General features: G+C 71.1%; 21 protein-coding genes. 14 read left to right on the top strand and 7 right to left on the bottom strand.

Features of this window, described 5'->3' with window-relative positions; translation table 11 throughout:
* The first annotated feature begins 51 nt into the window (after positions 1 to 51).
* On the top strand, positions 52 to 1,236 hold the full coding sequence (locus EXE57_RS06685) for an acyl-CoA dehydrogenase family protein (protein WP_135075398.1): 1,185 nt from the start codon (positions 52 to 54) through the stop codon (positions 1,234 to 1,236).
* Between the two features lie 216 nt (positions 1,237 to 1,452).
* On the opposite strand, the gene EXE57_RS06680 is transcribed toward EXE57_RS06685, so the two are convergent.
* From EXE57_RS06680 to EXE57_RS06655, 6 genes are all read right to left on the bottom strand, one after another.
* Positions 1,453 to 3,705, bottom strand: coding sequence for an exonuclease/endonuclease/phosphatase family protein (locus EXE57_RS06680; protein ID WP_135075395.1), 2,253 nt, complete (start codon positions 3,703 to 3,705; stop codon positions 1,453 to 1,455).
* On the bottom strand, positions 3,702 to 4,538 hold the full coding sequence (locus EXE57_RS06675; protein ID WP_135075392.1) for an NHL repeat-containing protein: 837 nt from the start codon (positions 4,536 to 4,538) through the stop codon (positions 3,702 to 3,704). The genes EXE57_RS06680 and EXE57_RS06675 overlap by 4 nt, the downstream gene beginning before the upstream one ends.
* Positions 4,539 to 4,569: 31 nt before the next feature.
* On the bottom strand, positions 4,570 to 5,058 hold the full coding sequence (locus EXE57_RS06670) for a HEAT repeat domain-containing protein (RefSeq protein WP_135075389.1): 489 nt from the start codon (positions 5,056 to 5,058) through the stop codon (positions 4,570 to 4,572).
* A 17-nt stretch (positions 5,059 to 5,075) separates the two neighbouring features.
* Complete coding sequence (locus EXE57_RS06665) at positions 5,076 to 6,848, bottom strand: hypothetical protein (protein WP_135075386.1); 1,773 nt, start codon at positions 6,846 to 6,848, stop codon at positions 5,076 to 5,078.
* 208 nt (positions 6,849 to 7,056) lie between these two features.
* Positions 7,057 to 7,677 carry an NAD(P)H:quinone oxidoreductase type IV gene (gene wrbA / locus EXE57_RS06660; protein WP_135075383.1) on the bottom strand — a complete coding sequence of 207 codons (621 nt, stop codon included), beginning with the start codon at positions 7,675 to 7,677 and terminating at the stop codon, positions 7,057 to 7,059.
* 74 nt (positions 7,678 to 7,751) lie between these two features.
* Complete coding sequence (locus EXE57_RS06655; RefSeq protein ID WP_135075380.1) at positions 7,752 to 8,306, bottom strand: hypothetical protein; 555 nt, start codon at positions 8,304 to 8,306, stop codon at positions 7,752 to 7,754.
* 162 nt (positions 8,307 to 8,468) lie between these two features.
* Between EXE57_RS06655 and EXE57_RS06650 the strand changes: the two genes are divergently transcribed.
* From EXE57_RS06650 to paaK, 4 genes are read left to right on the top strand one after another with little or no spacing between them, the layout of a single operon-like run.
* Positions 8,469 to 9,248, top strand: a complete 780-nt coding sequence (locus EXE57_RS06650; RefSeq protein ID WP_244247031.1) for a sigma-70 family RNA polymerase sigma factor — start codon at positions 8,469 to 8,471, stop codon at positions 9,246 to 9,248.
* A 31-nt stretch (positions 9,249 to 9,279) separates the two neighbouring features.
* Positions 9,280 to 9,606 carry a plasmid stabilization protein gene (locus EXE57_RS06645; RefSeq protein WP_135075374.1) on the top strand — a complete coding sequence of 109 codons (327 nt, stop codon included), beginning with the start codon at positions 9,280 to 9,282 and terminating at the stop codon, positions 9,604 to 9,606.
* Positions 9,607 to 9,625: 19 nt separating this feature from the next.
* Entirely contained in the window at positions 9,626 to 10,066 is a 441-nt protein-coding gene (gene paaI / locus EXE57_RS06640; RefSeq protein ID WP_244247030.1) for a hydroxyphenylacetyl-CoA thioesterase PaaI, read from the top strand.
* Entirely contained in the window at positions 10,063 to 11,322 is a 1,260-nt protein-coding gene (paaK, locus tag EXE57_RS06635; RefSeq protein ID WP_135075371.1) for a phenylacetate--CoA ligase PaaK, read from the top strand. The genes paaI and paaK overlap by 4 nt, the downstream gene beginning before the upstream one ends.
* Before the next feature lie 123 nt (positions 11,323 to 11,445).
* On the opposite strand, the gene EXE57_RS06630 is transcribed toward paaK, so the two are convergent.
* Complete coding sequence (locus tag EXE57_RS06630) at positions 11,446 to 12,651, bottom strand: LCP family protein (RefSeq protein WP_135075368.1); 1,206 nt, start codon at positions 12,649 to 12,651, stop codon at positions 11,446 to 11,448.
* Between the two features lie 23 nt (positions 12,652 to 12,674).
* Between EXE57_RS06630 and EXE57_RS06625 the strand changes: the two genes are divergently transcribed.
* The 9 genes from EXE57_RS06625 to EXE57_RS06585 all read left to right on the top strand — a co-directional run bounded on the left by EXE57_RS06625 (position 12,675) and on the right by EXE57_RS06585 (position 22,182).
* The gene (locus tag EXE57_RS06625) at positions 12,675 to 13,184 is read left to right on the top strand and encodes an acyl-CoA thioesterase (protein ID WP_135075365.1); all 510 of its coding nucleotides are present in this window, start codon (positions 12,675 to 12,677) and stop codon (positions 13,182 to 13,184) included.
* A complete protein-coding gene (locus EXE57_RS06620; protein WP_135075362.1) occupies positions 13,181 to 13,741 on the top strand; it encodes a GNAT family N-acetyltransferase in 561 nt (186 codons plus the stop codon). Before EXE57_RS06625 ends, EXE57_RS06620 begins: the two co-directional genes overlap by 4 nt.
* 96 nt (positions 13,742 to 13,837) lie before the next feature.
* Positions 13,838 to 15,286: an LCP family protein gene (locus tag EXE57_RS06615; protein WP_135075359.1), complete on the top strand. Its 1,449-nt coding sequence runs from the start codon at positions 13,838 to 13,840 to the stop codon at positions 15,284 to 15,286.
* Between the two features lie 31 nt (positions 15,287 to 15,317).
* The gene (locus EXE57_RS06610; protein ID WP_135075356.1) at positions 15,318 to 16,235 is read left to right on the top strand and encodes a glycosyltransferase; all 918 of its coding nucleotides are present in this window, start codon (positions 15,318 to 15,320) and stop codon (positions 16,233 to 16,235) included.
* A complete protein-coding gene (locus EXE57_RS06605; protein ID WP_135075353.1) occupies positions 16,232 to 17,146 on the top strand; it encodes a glycosyltransferase family 2 protein in 915 nt (304 codons plus the stop codon). The genes EXE57_RS06610 and EXE57_RS06605 overlap by 4 nt, the downstream gene beginning before the upstream one ends.
* Positions 17,147 to 17,293: 147 nt before the next feature.
* Positions 17,294 to 18,475 carry a UDP-galactopyranose mutase gene (gene glf, locus EXE57_RS06600; RefSeq protein ID WP_135075350.1) on the top strand — a complete coding sequence of 394 codons (1,182 nt, stop codon included), beginning with the start codon at positions 17,294 to 17,296 and terminating at the stop codon, positions 18,473 to 18,475.
* Positions 18,472 to 20,529, top strand: coding sequence for a glycosyltransferase (locus EXE57_RS06595; RefSeq protein WP_135075347.1), 2,058 nt, complete (start codon positions 18,472 to 18,474; stop codon positions 20,527 to 20,529). Before glf ends, EXE57_RS06595 begins: the two co-directional genes overlap by 4 nt.
* A complete protein-coding gene (locus tag EXE57_RS06590; protein ID WP_135075344.1) occupies positions 20,519 to 21,415 on the top strand; it encodes an ABC transporter permease in 897 nt (298 codons plus the stop codon). The genes EXE57_RS06595 and EXE57_RS06590 overlap by 11 nt, the downstream gene beginning before the upstream one ends.
* Entirely contained in the window at positions 21,415 to 22,182 is a 768-nt protein-coding gene (locus EXE57_RS06585; RefSeq protein ID WP_135075341.1) for an ABC transporter ATP-binding protein, read from the top strand. Before EXE57_RS06590 ends, EXE57_RS06585 begins: the two co-directional genes overlap by 1 nt.
* The last annotated feature ends 87 nt before the right edge of the window (positions 22,183 to 22,269 follow it).

Here is a 22,269-nt window from a genome sequence, read left to right as displayed (position 1 = left end):
GCGGGTAACCCAGCACGGGGAGCTCGTCCGTGCCCACCTAGAATCCGCAGCATGGACGAGTTCCCCCTCTACGGCCTCTCCGAGGAGCACCAGGCGATCCGGGAGGCCGTGCGCGCGGTGTGCGACGCGAAGGTCGCGCCCTTCGCCTCGGACGTCGACGAGTTCGCCCGCTATCCCCGGGAGGCGGCCGACGCCCTGCGCGCGGCCGACTTCCACGCGCCCCACGTCCCCGAGGCGTACGGCGGCGCCGGGGCGGACGCCCTCGCGACCTGCCTGGTCATCGAGGAGGTCGCCCGGGCCTGCGTGAGCTCCAGCCTGATCCCCGCCGTCAACAAGCTGGGGTCGCTGCCCGTGCAGATCGCCGGCTCCGAGGAGCTCAAGAAGCACTACCTCGGCAGGCTGGCCGCGGGCGAGGGCGGCTTCTCGTACTGCCTCTCCGAGCCGGACGCAGGCTCGGACGCAGGGGCGATGAAGACCCGGGCCAGCTTCGAACCGGGGGGCGACGGGGGCACTTGGATTCTCAACGGCGTCAAGCGCTGGATCACCAACGCGGAGGAGTCGGAGTTCTACACCGTCCTCGCGATCACCGACCCCGAGAAGAAGGCCCGTGGCGGGATCAGCGCCTTCGTCGTCGAGAAGTCCGACGAGGGTGTGTCCTTCGGCGCTCCCGAGAAGAAGCTCGGCATCAAGGGCAGCCCCACCCGCGAGGTCTACCTCGACAACGTACGCATCCCGGCCTCGCGGCTCATCGGCGAGGAGGGGGAGGGCTTCGCCATCGCGATGCAGACCCTCGACCACACCCGCGTCACGATCGCGGCGCAGGCCGTCGGGGTCGCCCAGGGAGCCCTCGACTACGCGCTCTCCTACGCGAAGGAGCGCCAGCAGTTCGGCAAGGCCATCGCGGAGTTCCAGGGCCTGCAGTTCCTGCTCGCCGACATGGGCATGAAGGTCGAGGCGGCACGCCAGATGACCTACGCCGCCGCCGGTCGCTCCGAGCGCGGCGACGCCGACCTCACCTTCTTCGGCGCCGCGGCGAAGTGCTTCGCCTCCGACGTCGCGATGGAGGTCACCACCAATGCGGTGCAGGTGCTCGGCGGCTACGGCTACACCCGCGAGTACCCCGTGGAGCGGATGATGCGCGACGCCAAGATCACCCAGATCTACGAGGGCACCAACCAGGTGCAGCGGATCGTGATGGCCCGCCAGCTCCTCGCCGGGGTCCAGTCCGAGCTCTGAGCCGCGCCCGTGACCGCAGGTCAAGCTGCGTGTTGGCTGGCTCCCGCAAGTCGGGAGGTGGCGCTCGATGAGTGACCGCGGCCGCGCGGGTGCGACGTGCAGCGGTACCGGTCCGGGTGTCCGGAGGTCACGGTAGGCTCCCGGCGCGGGTCGAGCAGCAGACCAGCGACCGTCGCTCGCCCTCGGCGAGGTCACCCACGAGGGCGAGGAGCGCGGCTAGGCCGACGGATGCCAGCGCGAGATGACGCAGCAGAGGGCGTAGGTCCCGTCGTCGACGCCGATCTCCAGGCTGCCCAGGATCCGGCCGTCCATGCCGGGGTGCAGGACGGTGAAGCCGGGTGCGTCCTCGACGTCGGCGACCAGCGGGATCGTGCCCACGCCGACGTCGTCGGGGTCGATGTCGTCCTCCTCGATGACCCTGACCTCGATACTCTGGGTGTACGGCGTGATGGGGGCCGGGATCTTGTCGCCGACGTGGCGGACGGCGTCGTCCTCGAAGTCGCCGATGACCGAGTTCGGGATGTCGGCGACCAGGTCTCCGTCGGCGCGGATCTCCAGGGCGATGTCGTCGGCACCCCAGCCGGAGGTCTCCTCCCGGCAGGTCAGCGACATCTCGATCGCGGGCCGGGCGATCAGCAGGCTCAGCGTCGTGCTCATCACGATGTCGAAGGACACCGCCGTCGCCGTCCCGGACTGGCGCTGCACCAGGACGAAGAAGTGCTCGTTGTCCCCAGCCTCCCAGGAGATGTTCTGGGGGCTGCTGCTGGGCCCCGACTGCGCGGCAAGTGACGCCGGCGGTGAGACCCCGTCCCACTGGCCGAGGGTCACCCGGACCGGCGTGGTCAGCGTCGCGCCGCCGATCTCCCGGACAGGGTCGAACACGCCGACACCGAGCTGGGCCGCGTGCGGCAGCGGGATGCGCGGGGTCTCGACGAGGAACCACTTGCTCTCCGCGTCGTCCCACTCGGCGTCGTTGGTGTCGACGTTGAACGGCTGCGCCGGGAAGCGCTCGTGGCGCAGCTGGTCGGGCACCAGCACGATCGCGTCTCGCCACGTCCGCCCCTCGTGACGGTGGGAGCGCAGCGTGTAGGAGCACTCGCTGCGGCGATCGACCAGGTGGACCTTGACGAAGAACGGCGCGGCGAGCACGAAGCGGGGACCGCGCTCGGGGTCGGTCACGTTGCGGTACGGGGGCTGGGGGGTGCTGAAGTCGTCGCCGAGATAGATCTCGTACGCCGTGTCCGCACCGTCGTGCTGCAGGTCGACGTCGTAGGTGCCAGGCACGTCGAAGCGGTACCACTTGACCCTTCCGTCGAAGAGCGAGTCGTCGTCGTCGAAGTCGACGACGTCGGGCGTGACCAGCGCGGTGGCAGGCGTGCCGTGAGGCGTGACGACGTTGATGTCGGCCAGCAGCGGCTGGTGGTCGCTGAGGAACGGCAGCACACCCTTCGGGTCGGCCAGCTCGCGGTGGATCCTCAGGTGCTGCACCGCGAGCTGGGACGAGGCCGAGGTGAGCAGGTAGTCGAGCCGCTGCCGCGCCGGGGGGTAGACGACGTCGGCGGTGAAGCCGGGGTCGGTGCGACCCGTCGCGCCGCCGGGGCACTGGTCGCGGCCCCACCGGTCGACGAGCTGGTCGAACATCGGGGCATTCGGCGTCCCGAAGAGGTTCGTCCACTCGGGCAGGTCCCCGTCCGGCGGGTGCGCCTTCGGGTCCTTGGCGCCGTGGCCGACGACGTTGAGGTCGCCGAGGAAGAACACCTCCTCGGCGAAGGGCGGCGTCTCCTCGATGCAGTGCTCGATGAACCCGGCCACGGCCTCGATCTGCTTCTGTCGGTCGTCGGCGTTCTCCTCTATGGCCTCGGAGTCGGCCTGGCTGTGGCTGATGAACACGTGCCGGACGCCGGCTCCCGGCGGATCGAGGCGCGCGTAGAGCACGCCCTTCGCGGCGAACTTGTCGGCGTCGGAGGAGTCGGCGTACATCTGGAAGCGCACGACCGGGACGCCGTTCGGGAACGCGAGCGGGCCCAGCAACGCGACGACCTCGGGCGGCGTCGGCACGGTGGCGAACGGGTACCTGCTCGCCAGGAACAGGCCGCTGTCCTCGAGCTTGAGCATCGCCAGCCCGGTCAGGTCGCCCACCGGCCCGAAGGTCAGCTCCCAGACCAGCTCCTGGATGTCGTCCGCGATCCCCGGCGTCACGATGCGCGAGTGGAAGGTGTCGACCTTCGAGACCTGGAACGGGAACTCGTCTTCCAGCTCCTGGCTGAGGATCGCTCGTGACGGCTCGTCGAAGATCTCGTTGAGGCAGACCACGTCGATCTCCTCGGCGCTGTCGAGGATCGCCCGGGAGACCAGCTTGGCCCGCTGGGGCGCGGTGTAGACCGGCGGGATCGACGGCGGGAAGCCCATCTCCATCAGCGCGGACCGCATCTGTGTGTTGTAGGTCAGGATGCGCATCGAGCTGCTCATGAGCCGACACCTCCCAGCGAGTCGAAGAGCGGCTGGAGGACGTCGGGTGGGCTGCCCCGCAGCACCGCGACGGTGACGAAGCTCCCCGCGACGGGCTCGAGGAGCCGCAGCTCGTTGGCCACCGCGTCGCCGACCACGAGGTTGCCGCCGACCGAGGCGACGAAGCTCGGGGAGACCCAGGTGCCGTCGGCGAGGTCGACGCTGGCCGACGTCGTCCCGTCGCCCTCGAGGACCAGCAGCCGGGCGTTGCCGGCGTCGACGAGCACCACGCCGTCACCGCGGGCGCCCAGGCCGTAGGGGATCGGCGGGTGGGCGGCCGCGGGCAGGCCGATCTCGACCCAGCCGTCACCGGCCGGTGAGTTCACGCGCGTCAGCCGGTGGGCGCCCGGGTCGCTCACCCACATCCGGCCGGACGCGTCCACCGCCAGCCCGCGAGGGTCGACGAAGCCGCCCTCCGAGGGACTCAGCCCCGGGTGCCCGTACGTCGTCCAGCCCGCGCCGCTCACGTCGTCCACCACGACCAGGCGACGGTTGCCCGAGTCGAGCACGACCAGCCGGCCGGCCGGGAGGAAGGCCGCGGCGGTCGGCCGGTGGAGCTCGCCCACGCCGACCCCGGGCGTGCCGAAGTGCTGCCACCCCCCACCGTGCTCGGCGAGCGCGACGGCGTCGCCCTCCAGGTCGGCCACCAGCACCGCCCCGGTCACGTCGACGGCAGGTCCGCTGGGGCCGCCCAGCCGGCCGTTGCCGACCGGCTCGAGCGAGGACGGGTCGAGGTCGTCGCCGACGGTGAAGACCCCTCCCCCGAGCAGCTCGGTGAACACCACGCGTGTCATCTCCCGCTCCCCCCTCACGCGCCAGGACCCCTCAGTCCGCCGACCTCTCGTCGAGCACCAGGTCCACCTGACGTCGTACGTCGTCCGTGGAGATCGACGCCCGGACGCGCCCGAGGGCCTCGGCTGCGCCCGGCCTGTCGATCCGTGCGAGCGACCGGGCGATCGCCGCGAGCTCGGCGCCGTCGTCGCACCGCTCGGCTCGATCGGCCAGCACGGAGACGGCCCGGTCGGTGGCGACCTCGCCGAGCGCGGTCGCCGCGCGCATCCGGGTCTCCACACGCCGGTCGCCGATCGCGTCCGCCAGCGCGTCCACGGCCTGCTCGGCTGGCCAGTCGCCGAGCGCGACGATGGCCCGGGCCTTCAGCACGGCCGCCTCACCACGGTCGGGACCGTGCGCGCAGGCGCGCAGCCCCTCGAGCGCGACGTCGCCGAGGTCGCGCAGCCGCTGCCGGGACCGGTCGTCGAAGTGCTCGGCCAGCAGCAGCCGCCGCACCCGGGGGTCGAGCGTCGTGTCGGGCATGGTGGTCTCCGGTCTCCTCACTCCGCGAGCGCCCGGGCGCCGGCGTACGCGGTGGTGATCTCCGCCGTAGACAGCTGCACGGAGGTCTGGTTGGTGCCGTCGCCCATCATCAGGTCGACCTGCTCGGCGGTGGTGCAAGGGTCGTTGACGGCGTTGTCGCAGCTGTGTGGAAGCCCGAGGAAGTGGCCGAGCTCGTGGGCGAGCGACACCGCCACCCGCTCGAAGTTGGCCCCGGTGTTGACAGTCAGGCCGCCGCGGGTGTCCTGCACCCACACCGCCGGGTCGTCGCCGCCCACCTGCCAGTTGCTGCCAGTGCCGGTGGCGCGGACGAAGTACGCGTTGACCACGTCGGCGACGTTGTTGTCCTCCGCGACCGCCCGCATCGTGACGAAGCCGTCGGTCGAGTCGGGCATCATCTGTGCGTCGGCGTCGGCGACCGCCACCTCCTCGAAGCTCACCACCCGGAAGCGCACCCGTGCCTGTGTCCAGATCGCGTTCGCCGAGCCGCGCCGCGTCCGGTACGCCGCGGTGTTGAAGTTGTCGAACAGCGCCGACGACGCCGTGGCGGAGCTCCCGGGCCGGATCGTGTCGTCGACGGTGCCGACGACCAGGTGGCACGCGACGGGGACCTCGAGGTCGAACCCTCGGGCCGTCCACCGCAGCCCGTACTTCTGCGACGCGTCGTCCCCGCTGTCGAGGAACAGGTCGGCGTCACCGTCGAACACCGGGGTCGTGTCGGCGTTGACGAACAGCTTCACGGCCCGTGGTTGCCACCCGTTCGTCCCGGTCTTGCGCAGCGTGAGCCGGCGGATGTCGGAGCGCTGCATCCCGGCGTGCGGCTCGAGCTCGAAGACATCGGTGCTCCCGGACTCGAAGTCGTTCTTCGCAGGGTTGTCGAGCAGCCACTCCCTGGTGCCGACGTCGAGGTAGACCTGGTCGTTCGTTGACGCGTTCCGCCGGGTCCCGGTGCGCACCTCGAGCCGCAGCGCCGTGACGGGGGCGTCGGGCTCGTCGGAGATCGGCACCGGCTGGGGGTAGTCCGGGGCGGTCCACGTGAGGCCGTGCCGCAGCTGCGCGCCCGGCCCGCCGTCGAGCCAGTGCGAGACGGTGCCCTCGTACAACGGCCCGGCCACCTGGTGGACGTCGTTGACCCAGACCCGGATCTCCTCCGGCCGCCACCCGTCCCGGCCGGTCTTGCGCAGGCCCATCTCGCGGATGCCGTCCATCCGCAGGTTCTCGATGTCGCGGATCACGTAGGTCTCGAGGTCGCCCGGCTCGCGATCGTCCCGGGTGCGGTCGTCGAGCTGCCACTCGCGCGTGCCCACGGTGAAGAACACCCGGTCGTCGGTGCCGGCGGCGCCGCCGGCCGCCGTCCTCGTCGCCACTACGATGTCCCGCACGGTCACCGCCCGGTCCGGGAACCGGCGCGGGAAGTCGGCGGCCTGCCACATCACCCCGGCGGTCTGGTGGGAGTCGCTGCCCTGGTCCAACCAGATGCCGATGGCCCCCCGGTAGAGCACCTCCCCGTTGACGGTCACCGTGATCCGGGTCGGCCGCCAGCCGTTCCAGCCGAGCTTGCTGAGCCCGATCCTGCGGATGTCCGCCGTGTCGAGCGCCGAGTTGAGCTCCAGGTCGAAGGTGTCCGTGGCTCCCGGCCGGAAGTCGCGGTGCCCGACCCGGTCCAGGCGCCACTGGCGCGTCCCGATGTCGAAGAACACCTGGTCGTCGGTCCCGGCCGCCGGATCGGCGTCGGTGCGGACCTCGACGACGAGCGAATCGATGGTCGCCATGGGCCCCCTCCCTCACGAGCCGGCGTCCGAGAGCGCGCAGGAACTCCAGCGTCCCACCGGTGTCGACGTGTGACCAGAGCCCGACGGCGGCAGGTTCGGGTGGGGGCGTTCCCGCTCGGCGGCTGAGACGAGATCGGCACCACAGTGATGGCCCGCCAGCTCCTCGCCGGCGTCCAGTCCGAGCTCTGAGCACCGGGCAGCGCCGCTGCTAGGCCTCCCGGCCGCGCTTGAGCTGGCCGGTGACCGTGACGATCCGCTCCGCCAGGTGTGCGAGCGCGTCGTCCTCGGCGTCGCCGAGCGGCTCGTCGTTGTCGGCGCCGGTGGCGTGGGAGACGCCGTAGGGGTTGCCGTCGACGAACTTCACCGGGTCGGTGTATCCGGGGGCGACCAGGATGCCGCCGAAGTGGTGCAGCGTGTTGTAGAGCGCCAGCAGCGTGCTCTCGTGACCGCCGTGGGCGGTCTGGGCCGAGGTGAAGCCGGCGTACGTCTTGTCGGCGAGCAGGCCCTCGCCCCACTGCGGGCCGAGCGCGTCGAGGAACTGCTTGAGCTGGCTGGAGACGTTGCCGAACCGGGTGGGGGAGCCGAAGATCACGGCATCGGCCCACACGACGTCCTCGGGCTCGGCCGTGGGCTCCTCGGCCAGCCGGTCGACGTGCTCCCGCCACGCGTCCTGGCTCTCGACGGCCTCGCGGGGGGCGGTCTCGGCCACGTGGCGCAGGCGTACGTCGGCTCCGGCCTTCTCGGCCGCGGCCGCCGCCTGGCGTGCCATCGCATCGGTGGTGCCGGTCGACGAGTAGTAGATGATCGCAAGCTTCACCGGATCGGACATGAGGTCTCCTCTCGGACTGGTTCACGTGCTGTCCACCCTGTCAGGTGGGTCCTGACGTCCACGTCCGTCACGGGTCAGGCACCCACAGGCTTGGTGGCCAGCGGGTGGAGCAGCTGGTCTCGCACAGCTGCTGCCATCCCGCGGTAGCCCTGGCCGAGATGGACCTCGCCCTCGCCCTCCCAGAGCTGTTCGGCCGCCAGGACGGCGGCCTGCTCGTCGTCGGTGAGCGCCTGTCCGTCGAGCGGGGCGTCGAGGCGGTGCCACGCGTCGGCGTGGCGTCCCAGGGCGGCGGCCAGGCGCGACAGGGCGACGTCGAAGGACGGGCCGTCGACCGGGACCGCCTCGGCCGCCTCGACCTCGTCGAGGAATCCGCGATTCTCGGGGGCGACGCCCCGAGCAGCGGCCAGACGGGGCGAGACCACCAGCTCGTCGAGCAGCTCGTGGACCGCCAGCCGCCTCCGGAGCAGCAGGAAGACGTCGGCCCGCGCCGCGCCGCCGAGCCCGGGGAGCTGTGCCGTCAGCTCGCGAAGCTCCGCGTGCTGGTGGTCGAGCAGGGCCAGCAGATCGGCCCCGTCCCGGGTCGTCTCGTCGGTCAGCGGTCGGTGTGCTGGGGGGTGCGTCCACGCCATGGGGGGCTCGTACCCCCACCGCCGCGGGGCATGCGGAAGGAGGCGGCTTCCACCCTTTCGGGCTCACCCGGTCGAGTGATTGTGGCGTCGACGGCCACGCTGCTTGAGTGGCAGGGCGGCCCGGGACGGGCTGCGTGGACGACCTTCCGGGGGGTGCCGGTCGTGGCGAAGCCACCACTGCAGGACACGGTGCGGGAGCGACGGCGGCGGGCCGCCGCCGCGCTGCTGGCGGAGATCGCGATCGTGCCGGCCGAGCGCCGGCGGCCGCTCGAGGACGAGCTGATCGCCCTCCACCTGGGCGTCGCCCGCGAGGTCGCCCGTCGTTACCGCGGCCGCGGCCTCCCCCTGGAGGACCTCGAGCAGGTGGCCTCGCTCGGCCTGGTCAAGGCCGTCCGTGCCTACGACCCGGCCAAGGCCACCGACTTCCTGGGCTTCGCCGTCCCGACCATCCGGGGCGAGCTGCGACGCCACTTCCGTGACCACGGCTGGACCATCCGTCCGCCCCGTCCGGTGCAGGAGGCGCAGGGCTCGGTCACCCGGGCGCGGGCCGAGCTGTGGCAGCGGCTGGGTCGTGATCCGAGGCCGTACGAGATCGCCTCGCACCTCGGTGTCGACGAGGCCCTGGTCGACGAGGCCTCGCGGGTCGACGGTTGCTTCACGCCGGCGTCGCTCGACGCCGCCCCCGAGGACGGGAGCGCCGTCGCGGACCGGCTCGGGGGACCCGAGCCCGGCTACGCCCTGGTCGAGGCGCGGGTGGCCCTGCGGCCGCTCATGCGCAGGCTGTCCCCCCGCGAGCGGAAGATCCTGGAGCTCCGGTTCTGCGACGACCGCACCCAGGCCGAGATCGGCCGCGAGGTCGGCGTCACCCAGATGCAGGTGTCCCGGGTGCTCAGTGCGCTCTTCGCGCGGCTCCGCGGAGAGCTCGCGGGCGAGGCGGCCTGACCCCGGGGAGCACCCGAGACGAGGAGGGACGATGCCCCAGCAGGCATGGAGCCGGAAGCGTGAGCGCCAGTACGAGCACGTCAAGGACGGGCTCGAGGAGCGCGGCCGGTCCGAGGAGGAGGCTGCGGAGATCGCGGCGCGCACGGTCAACAAGGAGCGGGCCCGTGCGGGTGAGGCGGAGCAGAGCAGCCGGACGTCGACCGAGGACCTCTCGTCCTCCCGCCGGGGCGGCCTGCGCTCCCACTCCGGCGCGGCCGGACGGACCCGGGACCAGCTCTACGAGGAGGCCCGCCGCAAGAACGTCAGGGGCCGTTCGAGGATGAACAAGGCCGAGCTGGAGGAAGCCGTCGGGCGCTAGGTCCTCGTAGGGTGCGGGGGTGACACCCGAGCAGGTCGCCGTCCGCAGCGCCGCCGTGATGTGGGCCGACGACAGGGCCAGCCAGGCGATGGGGATGGCGCTGCGCGAGGTCGGCCCCGGTCGGGCGGTGATCGCGATGACGGTCCGTGACGACATGGTCAACGGTCACGGGATCGGCCACGGCGGGACGACCTTCACCCTGGCCGACAGTGCGTTCGCCTTCGCCTGCAACTCCGGCAACCGACGGACCGTCGCGGCGGGTGCCGAGATCAGGTTCCGGGCGCCGACCAGGCTGGGCGACGAGCTCGTCGCCACGGCGACCGAGCGCTCACGCGACGGACGGGACGGCGTCTACGACGTCGTCGTCCGTGCCGGTGAGGCGGTCGTGGCGGAGTTCGTCGGTCGGTCCCGGGAGATCGGTGGCGCCCTGTGGGACGACGCCGGGGAGGAGCAGCCATGACCGGCGAGGTGCCCGACCTGACCCGGGAGGAGCTGGAGGCCCTGCAGCTCGAGCGGCTGCGCTCGAGCCTGGAGCGCGCCGCGCGCGTGCCCCACTACGCCCGCGCGTTCCGGGAGGCGGGCGTCGCCCCCGGCGACGTCGGGACGCTGGCCGACCTGGCCCGCTTCCCGTTCACGACCAAGGCCGACCTGCGCGCCAACTACCCGTTCGGGATGTTCGCCGTGCCGCGGGAGGAGGTGGCGCGGATCCACGCCTCCAGCGGCACGACCGGCAAGCCGACGGTCGTGGGCTACACCCGAGAGGACGTCGACACCTGGGCCGAGCTGATGGCGCGGTCGATCCGGGCCGCGGGTGGCCGGCCGGGCGACCTGGTCCACGTCGCGTACGGCTACGGCCTGTTCACGGGCGGGCTGGGCGCCCACTACGGCGCCGAGCGGCTCGGCTGCACGGTGGTGCCGGTCAGCGGCGGCATGACCGAGCGGCAGGTGCAGCTGATCGCGGACTTCCGGCCGCGGGTGGTGATGATGACCCCGTCGTACTTCCTGGCCGTGCTCGACGAGATGGAGGCGCAGGGAGTCGACCCCCGGGCGGTCGGGCTGGAGGTCGGCATCTTCGGTGCCGAGCCGTGGACCGACCGGATGCGGCAGGCGGTCGAGGAGCGGTCGGGCATCCGGGCCGTCGACGTGTACGGCCTCTCGGAGGTGATGGGCCCCGGCGTCAGCCAGGAGGCCGGGGAGACCCAGGACGGGCTCCACGTGTGGGAGGACCACTTCCTGCCCGAGGTCGTCGACCCGGTGACGCTCGAGGTGCTGCCCGACGGGGAGGAGGGGGAGCTGGTCTTCACCAGCCTCACCAAGCAGGCGATGCCGGTCGTCCGCTACCGGACCCGGGACCTGACCCGGCTGAGCCCCGGGTCGGCGTACCCCGCCTTCCGCCGGATGGCGAAGGTGACCGGGCGGACCGACGACCTGATGATCGTCCGCGGCGTGAACGTCTTCCCCAGCCAGGTCGAGGAGCAGATCCTCACGGTGGAGGGGCTGGCGCCGCACTACCTGTGCGTGCTGACCCGTCCGGGTCGCCTCGACGAGCTCACGGTGCGGGTCGAGGCGGCCGCCGTCCCCGACCAGGAGCTCGGTCGGCGGCTGGCCGAGCGGATCAAGAACCGGATCGGTGTCAGCGCCCGCGTCGAGGTGCTGGCCCCGGGTGCGCTGGAGCGTTCGCTGGGCAAGGCGAGGCGGATCAGCGACGAGCGGTGAGGCTGCCGTCTCCAGCCGGACGACGGGGGGTACGCCGGTGGGTGGGTCTGTCGCCTGGCGGCCGATGCTTCCCCCTCCAGGCGTCGGTCTTCCCCGCTCAGCCGGGGGAACCGACACGGGCCCTCAGCGCGGGAAGCCCGTCGGCGTGCACAGCTTGTTGGGGATGCTCCCGGTGTCGTCCTCGCGGATGTACTGGAACATCTGCTCGGAGCGCTCCTGGTCCCAGTTGACGGCGAAGTCGGCGACCGGGACGCCGCAGGTGAGGCCGTCCTCGCCGTTGACGCGCGTCATGGCGAGCGCCCACTGCGCCATCGCGAAGGGCGAGGTCCCCTCGCTGACCCGGACGGCGCGGGCGCCGGCCATGTTGAGGTTGTAGTAGCGGACCGGGTTGAGGACCGACCACGGCGAGACCGCCTCGCTGCCGATCGCCGAGACGACCTCGCGCTGGCGGGCCGCACGGCCGAGGTCGCCGTACTGCTGGTCGGTCTTGCGGGAGCGGGCGTAGCCGAGCGCGGTCGGGCCGTCGACCTCCTGGCAGCCCTTCTTCAGGTTGATGTTGGCCTGCGGGTCGTCCATCGGGAACGGCGGGCACACCTCGATCCCGCCGACGGCGTCGACGAGGTCGACGAAGCCGCCGAAGCCGATCTCCACGAAGTGGTCGACCCGGATCCCGGTCTCGGCCTCGAGGGTCCGGACCAGGAGCTTGGGGCCGCCGTACGCGTAGGCGGCGTTGACCTTCTCGCTGCCGTAGCCGGGGATGTCGACCACGGAGTCGCGGGGGATCGACATCAGCAGGTTCGGGCCGTCACCCGTGTGGAGCATCATGATCGTGTCGGTGCGGTTGCCGGAGGCGTCGCCGGTGCCGAGCTCCTTGCGCTCGGCGGCGGTCAGGTCGCCGCGCGAGTCCGAGCCCACCATCAGGTACGTCGTGCCGCCCTGCTCGTCGGGCCGGTCGGCCTGCGGGAACGCGTCGACCTTGTCGACCTTCGACCAGGCCCACAGCGGGATCGTGACCAGGAAGACCAGCCACAGCGCCAGCACCGCCCAGAGCCACTTCGCGCGGAAGCGGAACCGCCGGCCACCCGAGGCCCTGGCCGGCTTGGCGGGCTTCGGCGGCGTGGAGGGGGGAGCGGCGGGCGGCGGGGTCTGTCGTCCCGACGTACGGGCCTCGCGCTGCGCCGCGGGCATCACCCGGGTCTCGTCGGGCCTCGGCTGCTGGGGGATCGCCCGGGTCTCGTCACCGGCCGGCTGCTTGCCCTTCTTGCCGTAGAGCCAGTGGTACTCGGGGGACCCGTCCTCGGGTCCACCCCCCTGCGGACGATCTGCCATGGCGGAGAAACTACCGTGCCGCCATGACCGCGGAGCACCACTCCCTGCCGTGCAGCCACGCGCGTGTGTCGCTGGCGATGATGATGCACAGCAGCGAGGCCAACCTGCTGGGCAACGTCCACGGCGGCGAGATCATGAAGCTGGCCGACTCCACGGCGGGCGCCGTCGCCCACCGGCACAGCGGGGGGCCAGCGGTCACGGCCGCGATGGACGAGATGGCGTTCCTCGAGCCGGTCCGGGTCGGCGACATCGTCCGGACCTTCGCCCAGGTCAACTGGGCCGGCCGGTCGTCCATGGAGATCGGGGTCCGGGTGGAGGCACAGCCGTGGGGGAGCGCGGCGGACGCACCGCTCCACGTGGCCTCGGCGTACTTCGTCTTCGTGGCGATCGACGAGGAGGGTCACCCGCGCCCCGTCCCCGGGCTCGAGGTGGTCGGCCCCGACGAGGTCCGCCGGCAGCGTGAGGCCGAGATCCGCCGCGCCCACCGCCTCTCGCGCAAGGCCGAGATCACCGCGGGCCGCGAGCAGTCGTGACCGGCTGGCGCCACCAGCGCACCGGGCGGCTGTGGCTCGACGCGCCGCAGGACGAGGATCTCGCCGACCTGCACTCGATCCACGCGGACCCGGCCTCGTGGATCCACCTCCCCCAGGGTCGCCACGTCCACCTCGCCACGACGAGGGAGCTGCTGGACCGCCAGCAGGGACGGTGGGACGAACGGGGGCTCGGCTACTGGGTCGTGCGTGAGCACGACGGCGGGCCGGTCGTGGGCCTGGGGGGATGTGCCTGGCGGCAGGGTTGGCCGGGCTGGAACCTCGCCTACCGGCTCGCCCACCACGTGCAAGGTCGTGGGTACGCCGGCGAGCTCGGTCGAGCGGCGCTCGCGGCCGCGGCCGCCGTGGCGCCGGACCGGCCCGTCGTGGCGTACCTGCTCGAGCACAACCACGCCTCCCGCCGTACGACGGAGCGGCTCGGCCTCACCCGGCAGTGGCGCGGTCCCGACGCCGGCAACGAGGACCCCCGTGCGGTCCGGCTGGTGTACGCCGACCGCCCGCTCGCCGAGGACCTGCTCGCCCGCGTGGTCGCCGGCTGAGGGACCGGTCGGCGCGTCGCCCCGCTGTGACGGGTGTGACTGGTGATACTTGGCCCACGCTGCTTCCTTCCCCGAGCATCGAGAGGCACCTTCCCCATGCCCGATCCTTCCCCCGGGCCCACCGGTCGGCGCGACCCCGACGAGCGCGCGGCACGTGTGCGCTTCCGCCGGGCCGTCGCCCTGATGGTGATGACCCTGGTGGTCCCCGGTTCCGCCCAGCTGGTGGCCGGCAACCGCGACGTCGGCCGCATCGCGATGCGGATCTGGATGGTGCTCGTCGTCACCGGGGTGGTCGGCGTGGTCACCGCAGCGCTCTGGCACCCCTTCGCCTTCTGGGCGGCCTCCAACACGCTGCTCCTGGGCGTGCTGCGTGCCGTGCTGATGGCACTCGCCGTCGGGTGGGCGTTCCTGTTCGTCGACGCCTGGCGGATCGGTCAGCCGCTCACGCTCAGCCAGCAGCACCGCCGCGCGATCGTCGGCGTCAACGGCCTGCTGTGCCTCTCGGTCGCCGGGACCCTGCTCTTCGGCGCCCACGTCGTCGGGGTCCAGCGCGACCTGATGGTGACGATGTTCGGCGACGGCGCGGCCTCCGACGCCAGCGACGGCCGCTATAACGTGCTCCTCCTCGGCGGCGACGCCGGCGCGGGTCGGGTGGGGCTGCGTCCCGACTCGCTCACCGTGGCCAGCATCGACGCCGAGACCGGCAAGACCGTGCTGATCTCGTTGCCCCGCAACATGGCCGGCTTCCCGTTCCGGGAGGACTCGGTCATGGACAAGCAGTTCCCGGACGGGTTCGACTGCGAGGGCTGCTACCTCAACGGCGTCAGCACCTGGGCCGGCGACCACACCGAGCTCTTCCGCAAGTCCAAGCACCCGGGGATCGACGCCACGATCATGGCGGTCGAGGGCATCACCGACCTCGAGGTCAACTACTGGGCGATGGTCAACCTCGAGGGCTTCAAGGGTCTCGTCGACGCCGTGGGCGGAGTCACGCTCAACGTCCGTGACGAGATCCCGGTCGGCCTGCCCACCGACTCCTACTTCCGCTACATCCAGCCCGGTGTCCAGGAGCTCGACGGCCTCGAGACGCTGTGGTTCGCCCGGGCGCGCTACGGCTCCGACGACTACTCGCGGATGGCGCGCCAGAAGTGCGTCATGAACGCGATGCTCCACCAGATCAGCCCGCAGTCGGCCCTCACCAACTTCTCCGACATCGCCCAGGCGAGCTCCGACATGGTCTCGACGTCGGTGCCGCGGAGCGAGGTCGGCCGGTTCGTCGAGCTCGCCCTCAAGGCCAGGTCGCAGAAGATGTCGTCGCTGTCGCTGGTCCCGCCGCTGGTCAACACGGCCGACCCCGACATCGACCTCATCCACGACAAGGTCGCCGAGACGATCGACCGGGCCGAGGGCGACGTACCTCCTGCGGAGCCGAAGGCCGGCAAGAAGCGGAACAAGCAGCCGCAGTCGATGACCGGTGGGTCGTACGGCAGCCTCGCCGAGGGGTACGCCGCCAACCAGGCCGCCGACCTCGGCGCCGCCTGCTGAGTCCGTACCACCTCGTGGGAGGGTGTGGGCCGTGACCGAGCAGCCTCGTGACCCCCGCCCGCGGGTCGTCGCCGTGGTGGTCACCTTCAACCGGCTCCCGCTGCTGCAGCGGCTCGTGACCCGGCTCGGCGAGGTCGACCGCGTCGACGAGGTGCTCGTCGTCGACAACGCCTCGACCGACGGCACCGCCGACTGGCTGGCCGGCACCGACGTCGTGGTGCACGCCCTGGACCGCAACCGGGGCGGAGCTGGTGGCTTCCACGAGGGGCTGCGGCTGGCCGTGGAGCGCGGTGCCGACCTGGCGTGGCTGATGGACGACGACGGGCTGCCCGACCACGACTGCCTCGACCTGCTGCTGGAGCGGCGCGACCTCGACTTCTGGGGCCCGGTCGTCGTCGACGAGGCCGACCCCGACCGGCTCGTGTTCCCGATCCGGGTGCCGGGCGGGACGCGGGTCGTCCACGACACCGCCGCGGTCGAGCGGGCCGCGAGCGACGGGCTGCTCCACGACGTCGTGATCCCGTTCAACGGGGTGCTGGTGACCCGGGAGCTGGCGGGTCGGATCGGCTACCCCCGCGAGGAGTTCTTCATCTGGGGCGACGACCACGAGTACCGGCTGCGGGCCGAGCGGGCCGGCGCGCGGATCGCGACGGTCGCCGCCGCCCGGGTGCGGCACCCGGCCGTCGGCGAGCTCGGCACGCCGCTGATGTGGGGGAGGACGACGTACAACCACAGCCCCAGCGACCTCAAGCACTACTGCATGGCACGCAACAACACCCTCAACCTGCGCGACTACCGCGGCTGGCCCCACGTCCTGCTCTTCTGGGCCAAGACGGTGTGGTTCTACACCCTGACCAGGCCGGACCGGTCCCGGCTGGCGCTGAGCGCGCGGGCCGTCCGTGACGGGCTGCGCGGCGACTTCACGGGCCATGAGAGGTTCCTCCGGTGAGCGCCGAGACCGTCGCCGTGGTCGTCGTGACCTTCAACCGCGCCGACCTGCTCGGGCGGATGCTGGACGGCCTGGCCGCCCAGACCACGCCCCCCGACGCCGTCTACGTCGTCGACAACGCCAGCTCCGACCACACCCGCGAGGTGCTCGCGCACCACCACGGCAAGGGGCTGCCGCTCCGGGTCACCCACAGCCCCGACAACCTCGGGGGCGCCGGCGGCTTCCACCTGGGGCTCCGGGAGGCGTACGCCGGCGGCTTCGACCGGATCTGGCTGATGGACGACGACGTGGTCCCCGCCCCCGACTGCCTCGAGGTGCTCCTCGGCCAGGACGAGGCGTGCCTGATGGCCGTGCGCGAGGACACGTCGGGCCGGCTGGTCGAGAAGTCCGCGACGCGCTTCGACCTCGACAACCCGCTCGCGATCAAGCCCAAGACGGGGATGGTCGAGACCGAGTACGGCACCCGCACCGCGATGCCCGCGCGCGTCGCGCTGGAGAACGTCGCCTTCGAGGGGTTCATGCTGCGGCGCGAGGTCGTCACCGCGGTCGGGCTGCCCGACGCGAGGTTCTTCATCTTCTACGACGACGTGGACTTCGCGCTCCGCGCGCGGCGGGCCGGCTACCGCATCTGGGGCGTCCGCGACGCCGTCCTCGTGCGGCAGCTGGACTTCGACCAGCAGCACGACCTCGGCTCGTGGAAGGGGTTCTACATGTACCGGAACCTCTTCGTCGTCCACTTCCGCTACGGCAGCAACCCCGCTGTCCGGCTCAAGCCGTGGCTGATCGCGCTGCTGGTGGTGCTGCTCAGCCCGGTGCGCGGAGGCCGGGGCGAGGCCCGCAACGTGCTCCGGGCGCTGCGCTCGGCGCGCACGCTCCGTGAGCTCCCGGAGAGCTCGGCGCCGCCTTCGTGACCCAGGCCGACCCGGGCCGGCTCCGGGCGGATCCCGGAGCCGGCCCGGCGAACAGCACTCCCGGGGCCACCGCCCGGGATCACGGGATGGGGCCGTCCACCGTCTAGACTCTCAGCGCCCCGAGACCCCCGTCCCAGGAGATCCTCTGTGTCGCAACCTGACCTCGTCGTCGTCGGCTCCGGCTTCTTCGGCCTCACCATCGCCGAGCGCTGCGCGAACGAGCTCGACCTCAACGTGCTCGTGCTCGACCGGCGGCACCACCTCGGTGGCAACGCCTACAGCGAGCCCGACGCCGAGACCGGCATCGAGGTGCACGTCTACGGCGCACACCTCTTCCACACCTCCAACGACCGCGTGTGGGAGTACGTCAACCGCTTCACGTCGTTCACGAACTACCAGCACCGCGTGTTCGCGAAGTACCAGGGGCAGGTCTACTCCTTCCCGATGAACCTCGGGCTGATCAACCAGTTCTTCGGCAAGGACCACACCCCCGACGAGGCGCGCGAGCTCATCAAGGAGCAGGCGAGCGAGATCGCCACCGAGGACGCGACCAACCTCGAGGAGAAGGCGATCAGCCTGATCGGGCGTCCGCTCTACGAGGCGTTCGTCAAGGGCTACACCGCCAAGCAGTGGCAGACCGACCCAACCGAGCTGAGCGCCGACATCATCACGCGGCTGCCGGTCCGCTACACCTTCAACAACCGCTACTTCAACGACAAGTACGAAGGCCTCCCGGTCGACGGCTACACCGCGTGGCTGACCCGGATGGCCGACCACCCCAACATCGAGGTGCGGCTGGACACCGACTTCTTCGACGTGGCCGACGAGTTCAAGGGCAAGGTCCCGATCGTCTACACCGGCCCCGTCGACGAGTACTTCGGCAACTCCGAGGGCAGGCTGTCCTGGCGCACCGTCGACCTGGAGCCGGAGGTCATGCAGGTCGACGACTTCCAGGGCACCTCGGTCATGAACTACAACGACGGCGACGTCCCCTTCACCCGGATCCACGAGTTCAAGCACTTCCACCCCGAGCGCGACTACGCCGAGGCGAAGGGGCGTACCGTCATCGTGCGGGAGTACTCCCGGGCCGCCGAGATCGACGACGAGCCGTACTACCCGATCAACACCGCCGAGGACCGCGAGAAGCTGCTCAAGTACCGCGACCTGGCCCGCAAGGAGCCGATGGTGCTCTTCGGCGGCCGTCTCGGCACCTACAAGTACCTCGACATGCACATGGCCATCGGCTCGGCGCTGTCCATGTTCGACAACAAGCTGCGGCCCCACTTCGCCGAGGGCGCCGAGCTGACCAGCGGAGGAGTTGACGAATGAGCGTCACCCACACCCAGACCCAGGCGGCGGCCGACAGCACCAGCAAGCCGGGGACCGCCCGCCGCCTGCTGCAGCGGCAGATCATGCCCGCCGAGCGCGACACCGACGTCATCAAGCTGTACGTCGACCCCGACCCGGCCGCGCTCGACGCGGACAAGTTCGAGATCGGCCACACCCGCGCGGCCCACGAGGCCAACGCGATCGCCACCCGGATCCAGAACGCCGCCAAGGGCGTCTCGCAGATCCACCCCGACCAGATCGAGTCCCGGACCGCCTACCGCGTCGAGCACGGCGAGACGGTCTCGTTCGGCACCTACTTCAACGCCTTCCCGGCCTCCTACTGGCGCCGGCACACCATCGTCAGCGAGGTCCGGCTCACCGTCCGGGTCCGCGGCGAGGGCGCTGCCGTGACCGTCTACCGGTCGCTGGCCAACGGCCGCTCCCAGCGGGTCGACTCCGCGACGGTCGAGGGGTCGAGCGGCGAGTTCTCCTTCGACCTGCCGCTGAAGCCGTTCGTCGACGGCGGCTGGTACTGGTACGACGTGGTCGCCGCCGACGAGGACGTCGTCGTGGAGTCCGCCGAGTGGACCGCGGAGGTCCCCGAGGACAAGGCCCAGCACGGCACCGTCACCATCGGCATCACGACCATGAACCGCCAGGACTTCTGCGCCAAGCTGCTCGTCCAGCTGGGGGAGTCCGGCCACCTCGAGGACTACCTCGACGAGGTCGTCGTCATGGAGCAGGGCAAGGACAAGGTCGTCGGCTCCGAGTTCTTCCCCGAGGCCGAGAAGGCGCTCGGCGGCAAGCTGCGGATCATCGAGCAGGGCAACATCGGCGGCTCCGGCGGCTTCGCCCGGGCCCAGTACGAGGGCCTGAAGGCGGGCCGCTCGACGTACGTGATGATGCTCGACGACGACGTCGAGTGCGAGACCGAGGGCATCGTCCGCGCGGTCACCTTCGGCGACCTGTGCCGGACGACGACCATCGTCGGCGGCCACATGTTCAGCATCTTCCAGAAGACCCAGCTGCACAGCTTCGGCGAGAAGGTCGAGCCGTACACCTTCTGGTGGGGCTCGGCCCCCGGCGTCTTCGCCGGCTGGGACTTCGGCGACCGCAACCTGCGGTCGACGCGGTGGCTCCACGCGCGCATCGACGTCGACTACAACGGCTGGTTCATGTGCCTGATCCCCGCCGAGGTGATCTCCGACATCGGTCTCTCGCTGCCGATCTTCATCAAGTGGGACGACTCCGAGTACGGCCTGCGGGCCAAGGCCGCGGGCTACCCCACGGTCACCTTCCCGGGGGCGGCGGTCTGGCACGTGCCGTGGACCGACAAGAACGACGCCCTGGACTGGCAGTCCTACTTCCACGTCCGCAACCGCGTCATCGCGGCGCTGCTGCACTCGCCGTACCCGCGGGGCGGCCGGCTGCTCCGCGAGAGCTTCAACCACCAGGTCAAGCACCTGGTGTCGATGCAGTACTCCACCGTGGAGCTGCGCCACCGGGCGCTCGAGGACGTGCTGGCCGGTCCGCACAAGCTCCACGAGGTGCTGCCCACGACGCTCCCGACGATCAAGGAGATCGTGAAGGGGTACGACGACGCGACGCTGGTCTCCGACCCGAGCGCGTTCCCCGAGGTCAAGCGCCACAAGCTGCCCCGCAAGGGCAAGGAGGCCTCCCCGGTGATCTCCGGGCGGGCCGCGACGGTCCAGGCGCTGCTGCAGCCGCTGCGCCAGCTGCGCAAGCCCCGCGAGCTCTCGGTGGAGCACCCCGAGGCCGAGGTGATGGCCCAGGACGCCCGCTGGCACAAGATCGCCCGCTACGACTCCGCGGTCGTCTCGATGCCCGACGGCACCGCGGCGGCGTTCTACCGCCGCGACCGCGAGAAGTTCTTCGACCTGCTCAAGCGCACCGTCGCGATCCACCGCCGACTGGCGGCGGACTGGGACGACCTGGCCGAGCAGTACCGCACCGCGCTGCCGGAGATCACCTCCCCGGAGGCGTGGGAGCGGACGTTCGCGCCCTGGATGGACGGCGACGGGCATGACGACTAGCACCGAGGCCGCGAAGCCGCTGCCGCCGCTGGCTGCGCCCAGCGGCAACAACGGGCTGCTCGAGGTCTTCCGCAGGCGCTACCTGCTGAAGCTGCTGGTCCACAGCACCGTCCAGTCCCGCTACCAGGGCACGTTCCTGGGCTGGTTCTGGAGCTACCTGCAGCCGTTCGTCCGGTTCCTGATGTTCTACTTCGTGTTCCAGGTGCTCATCGGGCGCGGTGGCAACATGGAGAACTTCGCCATCCACCTGGTCTGCGGGATGGTCGTCGTCCACTTCTTCACCGAGACCTTCAACGGCGGCACGAAGTCGCTGGTGAGCAACCGCGGGCTGATCATCAAGCTGCCGATGCCGCGCGAGCTCTTCCCGGTCGCCACGATGCTGGTCGCCTTCTGGCACACCATCCCGATGCTCGTGATCACGCTGGTGGCCAGCATGCTCCTGGGCTGGAGCCCCGATCCCATGGGCCTGGTCGCCGGGTTCCTGGCGCTGGCGATCATCGCCGTGCTCGGGCTGGCGCTGGCGCTGCTCTTCAGCGTGGCCAACGTGTTCTTCCGAGACTTCGGCAAGGTGGTGCAGACGCTCACCCAGTTCGTGACCTTCAGCGTGCCGATGATCTACCCGTTCTCGATGGTGGAGGACCGCTTCTCGTCGATCCCGTGGGTCGCGGACGTCTACCTCCTCAACCCCATCGCCGAGGCCGTGCTGCTGATGCAGCGCTGCTTCTGGGTCGGGACCACCAGCGACCCGGAGGCGACCGTCCTCACCGACCTGCCGGCGGACCTGTTCCCGCGCGGCTGGATCATGCTGGCGCTCTCGTTCGTCTTCCTCGGGCTCGCGCAGGTGTGGTTCAGCAGGCTCGAGCGCCGGGTACCGGAGCGCCTCTGATGGCGACGTACATCGAGGTGGAGAACGCCACCAAGACCTTCACCATGCAGTACCACCGGTCCATCAAGCAGATCGCGCTCGCGAGAGCGCGCGGCCAGAAGACCCACGACCGGTTCAACGCCGTCGAGGACGTGTCCTTCACCGTCGGCCGGGGCGAGTCGGTGGGCGTGATGGGCCTGAACGGCTCCGGGAAGTCGACGCTGCTGAAGATGATCAGCGGCGTGATGCAGCCCGACAGCGGCAGCGTCCTGACCCGCGGCCGGATCGCCGGCCTGATCGCCACCGGTGCCGGCTTCCAGCCGCAGATGAGCGGTCGTGACAACCTCTGGCTCAACGCGGCCATCCTCGGGATGAGCGAGGCCGAGACGCGTCGCAAGCTCGACGACATCATCGAGTTCGCCGACCTCGGCAAGTTCATCGACACGCCCGTCGTCTACTACAGCTCCGGCATGAAGTCGCGCCTGGGCTTCGCGGTGGCGATCCACGTCGAGTCCGACATCTTCATCGCCGACGAGGCGCTGGCGGTCGGGGACCGGCCGTTCAAGCGCAAGTGCAAGCAGCGGATGCGTGAGATCCGCGAGAACGGAACGACGATCTTCTTCGTCAGCCACTCCCCGGGTGCGGTGCGCCAGCTCTGCGACCGGGTCCTCGTGCTCGAGAAGGGCAAGCTGACCTTCGACGGCGGCGTCGACCAGGGGATCAAGGTCCTCCACTACGACGAGGGCGAGGACGGCGACGACGACGAGGGCCTCGGCAGCGAGGACTGAACGCGGACTCGTCGCCCGAGCCCAGCAGTCGTCCGGCGGATTTCTCGAACACCCCGGCGTGTCGACTGGAAATTACACATTTGTAGT

The organism is Nocardioides euryhalodurans (assembly GCF_004564375.1).
Taxonomy (GTDB): domain Bacteria; phylum Actinomycetota; class Actinomycetes; order Propionibacteriales; family Nocardioidaceae; genus Nocardioides; species Nocardioides euryhalodurans.
This window is presented reverse-complemented; position numbering and strand designations above follow the sequence as displayed.

What these genes read in the sequence shown, in the direction of transcription:
- EXE57_RS06585 (WP_135075341.1), top strand. Translation starts at nt 21,415, where the DNA reads ATGGCGACGTACATCGAGGTGGAGAACGCCACCAAGACCTTCACCATG.
- EXE57_RS06670 (WP_135075389.1), bottom strand. Translation starts at nt 5,058, where the DNA reads ATGCCCGACACGACGCTCGACCCCCGGGTGCGGCGGCTGCTGCTGGCC.
- EXE57_RS06655 (WP_135075380.1), bottom strand. Translation starts at nt 8,306, where the DNA reads ATGGCGTGGACGCACCCCCCAGCACACCGACCGCTGACCGACGAGACG.
- EXE57_RS06665 (WP_135075386.1), bottom strand. Translation starts at nt 6,848, where the DNA reads ATGGCGACCATCGATTCGCTCGTCGTCGAGGTCCGCACCGACGCCGAT.
- EXE57_RS06630 (WP_135075368.1), bottom strand. Translation starts at nt 12,651, where the DNA reads ATGGCAGATCGTCCGCAGGGGGGTGGACCCGAGGACGGGTCCCCCGAG.
- paaK (WP_135075371.1), top strand. Translation starts at nt 10,063, where the DNA reads ATGACCGGCGAGGTGCCCGACCTGACCCGGGAGGAGCTGGAGGCCCTG.
- EXE57_RS06645 (WP_135075374.1), top strand. Translation starts at nt 9,280, where the DNA reads ATGCCCCAGCAGGCATGGAGCCGGAAGCGTGAGCGCCAGTACGAGCAC.
- wrbA (WP_135075383.1), bottom strand. Translation starts at nt 7,677, where the DNA reads ATGTCCGATCCGGTGAAGCTTGCGATCATCTACTACTCGTCGACCGGC.
- EXE57_RS06680 (WP_135075395.1), bottom strand. Translation starts at nt 3,705, where the DNA reads ATGAGCAGCTCGATGCGCATCCTGACCTACAACACACAGATGCGGTCC.
- EXE57_RS06595 (WP_135075347.1), top strand. Translation starts at nt 18,472, where the DNA reads ATGAGCGTCACCCACACCCAGACCCAGGCGGCGGCCGACAGCACCAGC.
- EXE57_RS06685 (WP_135075398.1), top strand. Translation starts at nt 52, where the DNA reads ATGGACGAGTTCCCCCTCTACGGCCTCTCCGAGGAGCACCAGGCGATC.
- EXE57_RS06625 (WP_135075365.1), top strand. Translation starts at nt 12,675, where the DNA reads ATGACCGCGGAGCACCACTCCCTGCCGTGCAGCCACGCGCGTGTGTCG.
- EXE57_RS06615 (WP_135075359.1), top strand. Translation starts at nt 13,838, where the DNA reads ATGCCCGATCCTTCCCCCGGGCCCACCGGTCGGCGCGACCCCGACGAG.
- EXE57_RS06590 (WP_135075344.1), top strand. Translation starts at nt 20,519, where the DNA reads ATGACGACTAGCACCGAGGCCGCGAAGCCGCTGCCGCCGCTGGCTGCG.
- EXE57_RS06675 (WP_135075392.1), bottom strand. Translation starts at nt 4,538, where the DNA reads ATGACACGCGTGGTGTTCACCGAGCTGCTCGGGGGAGGGGTCTTCACC.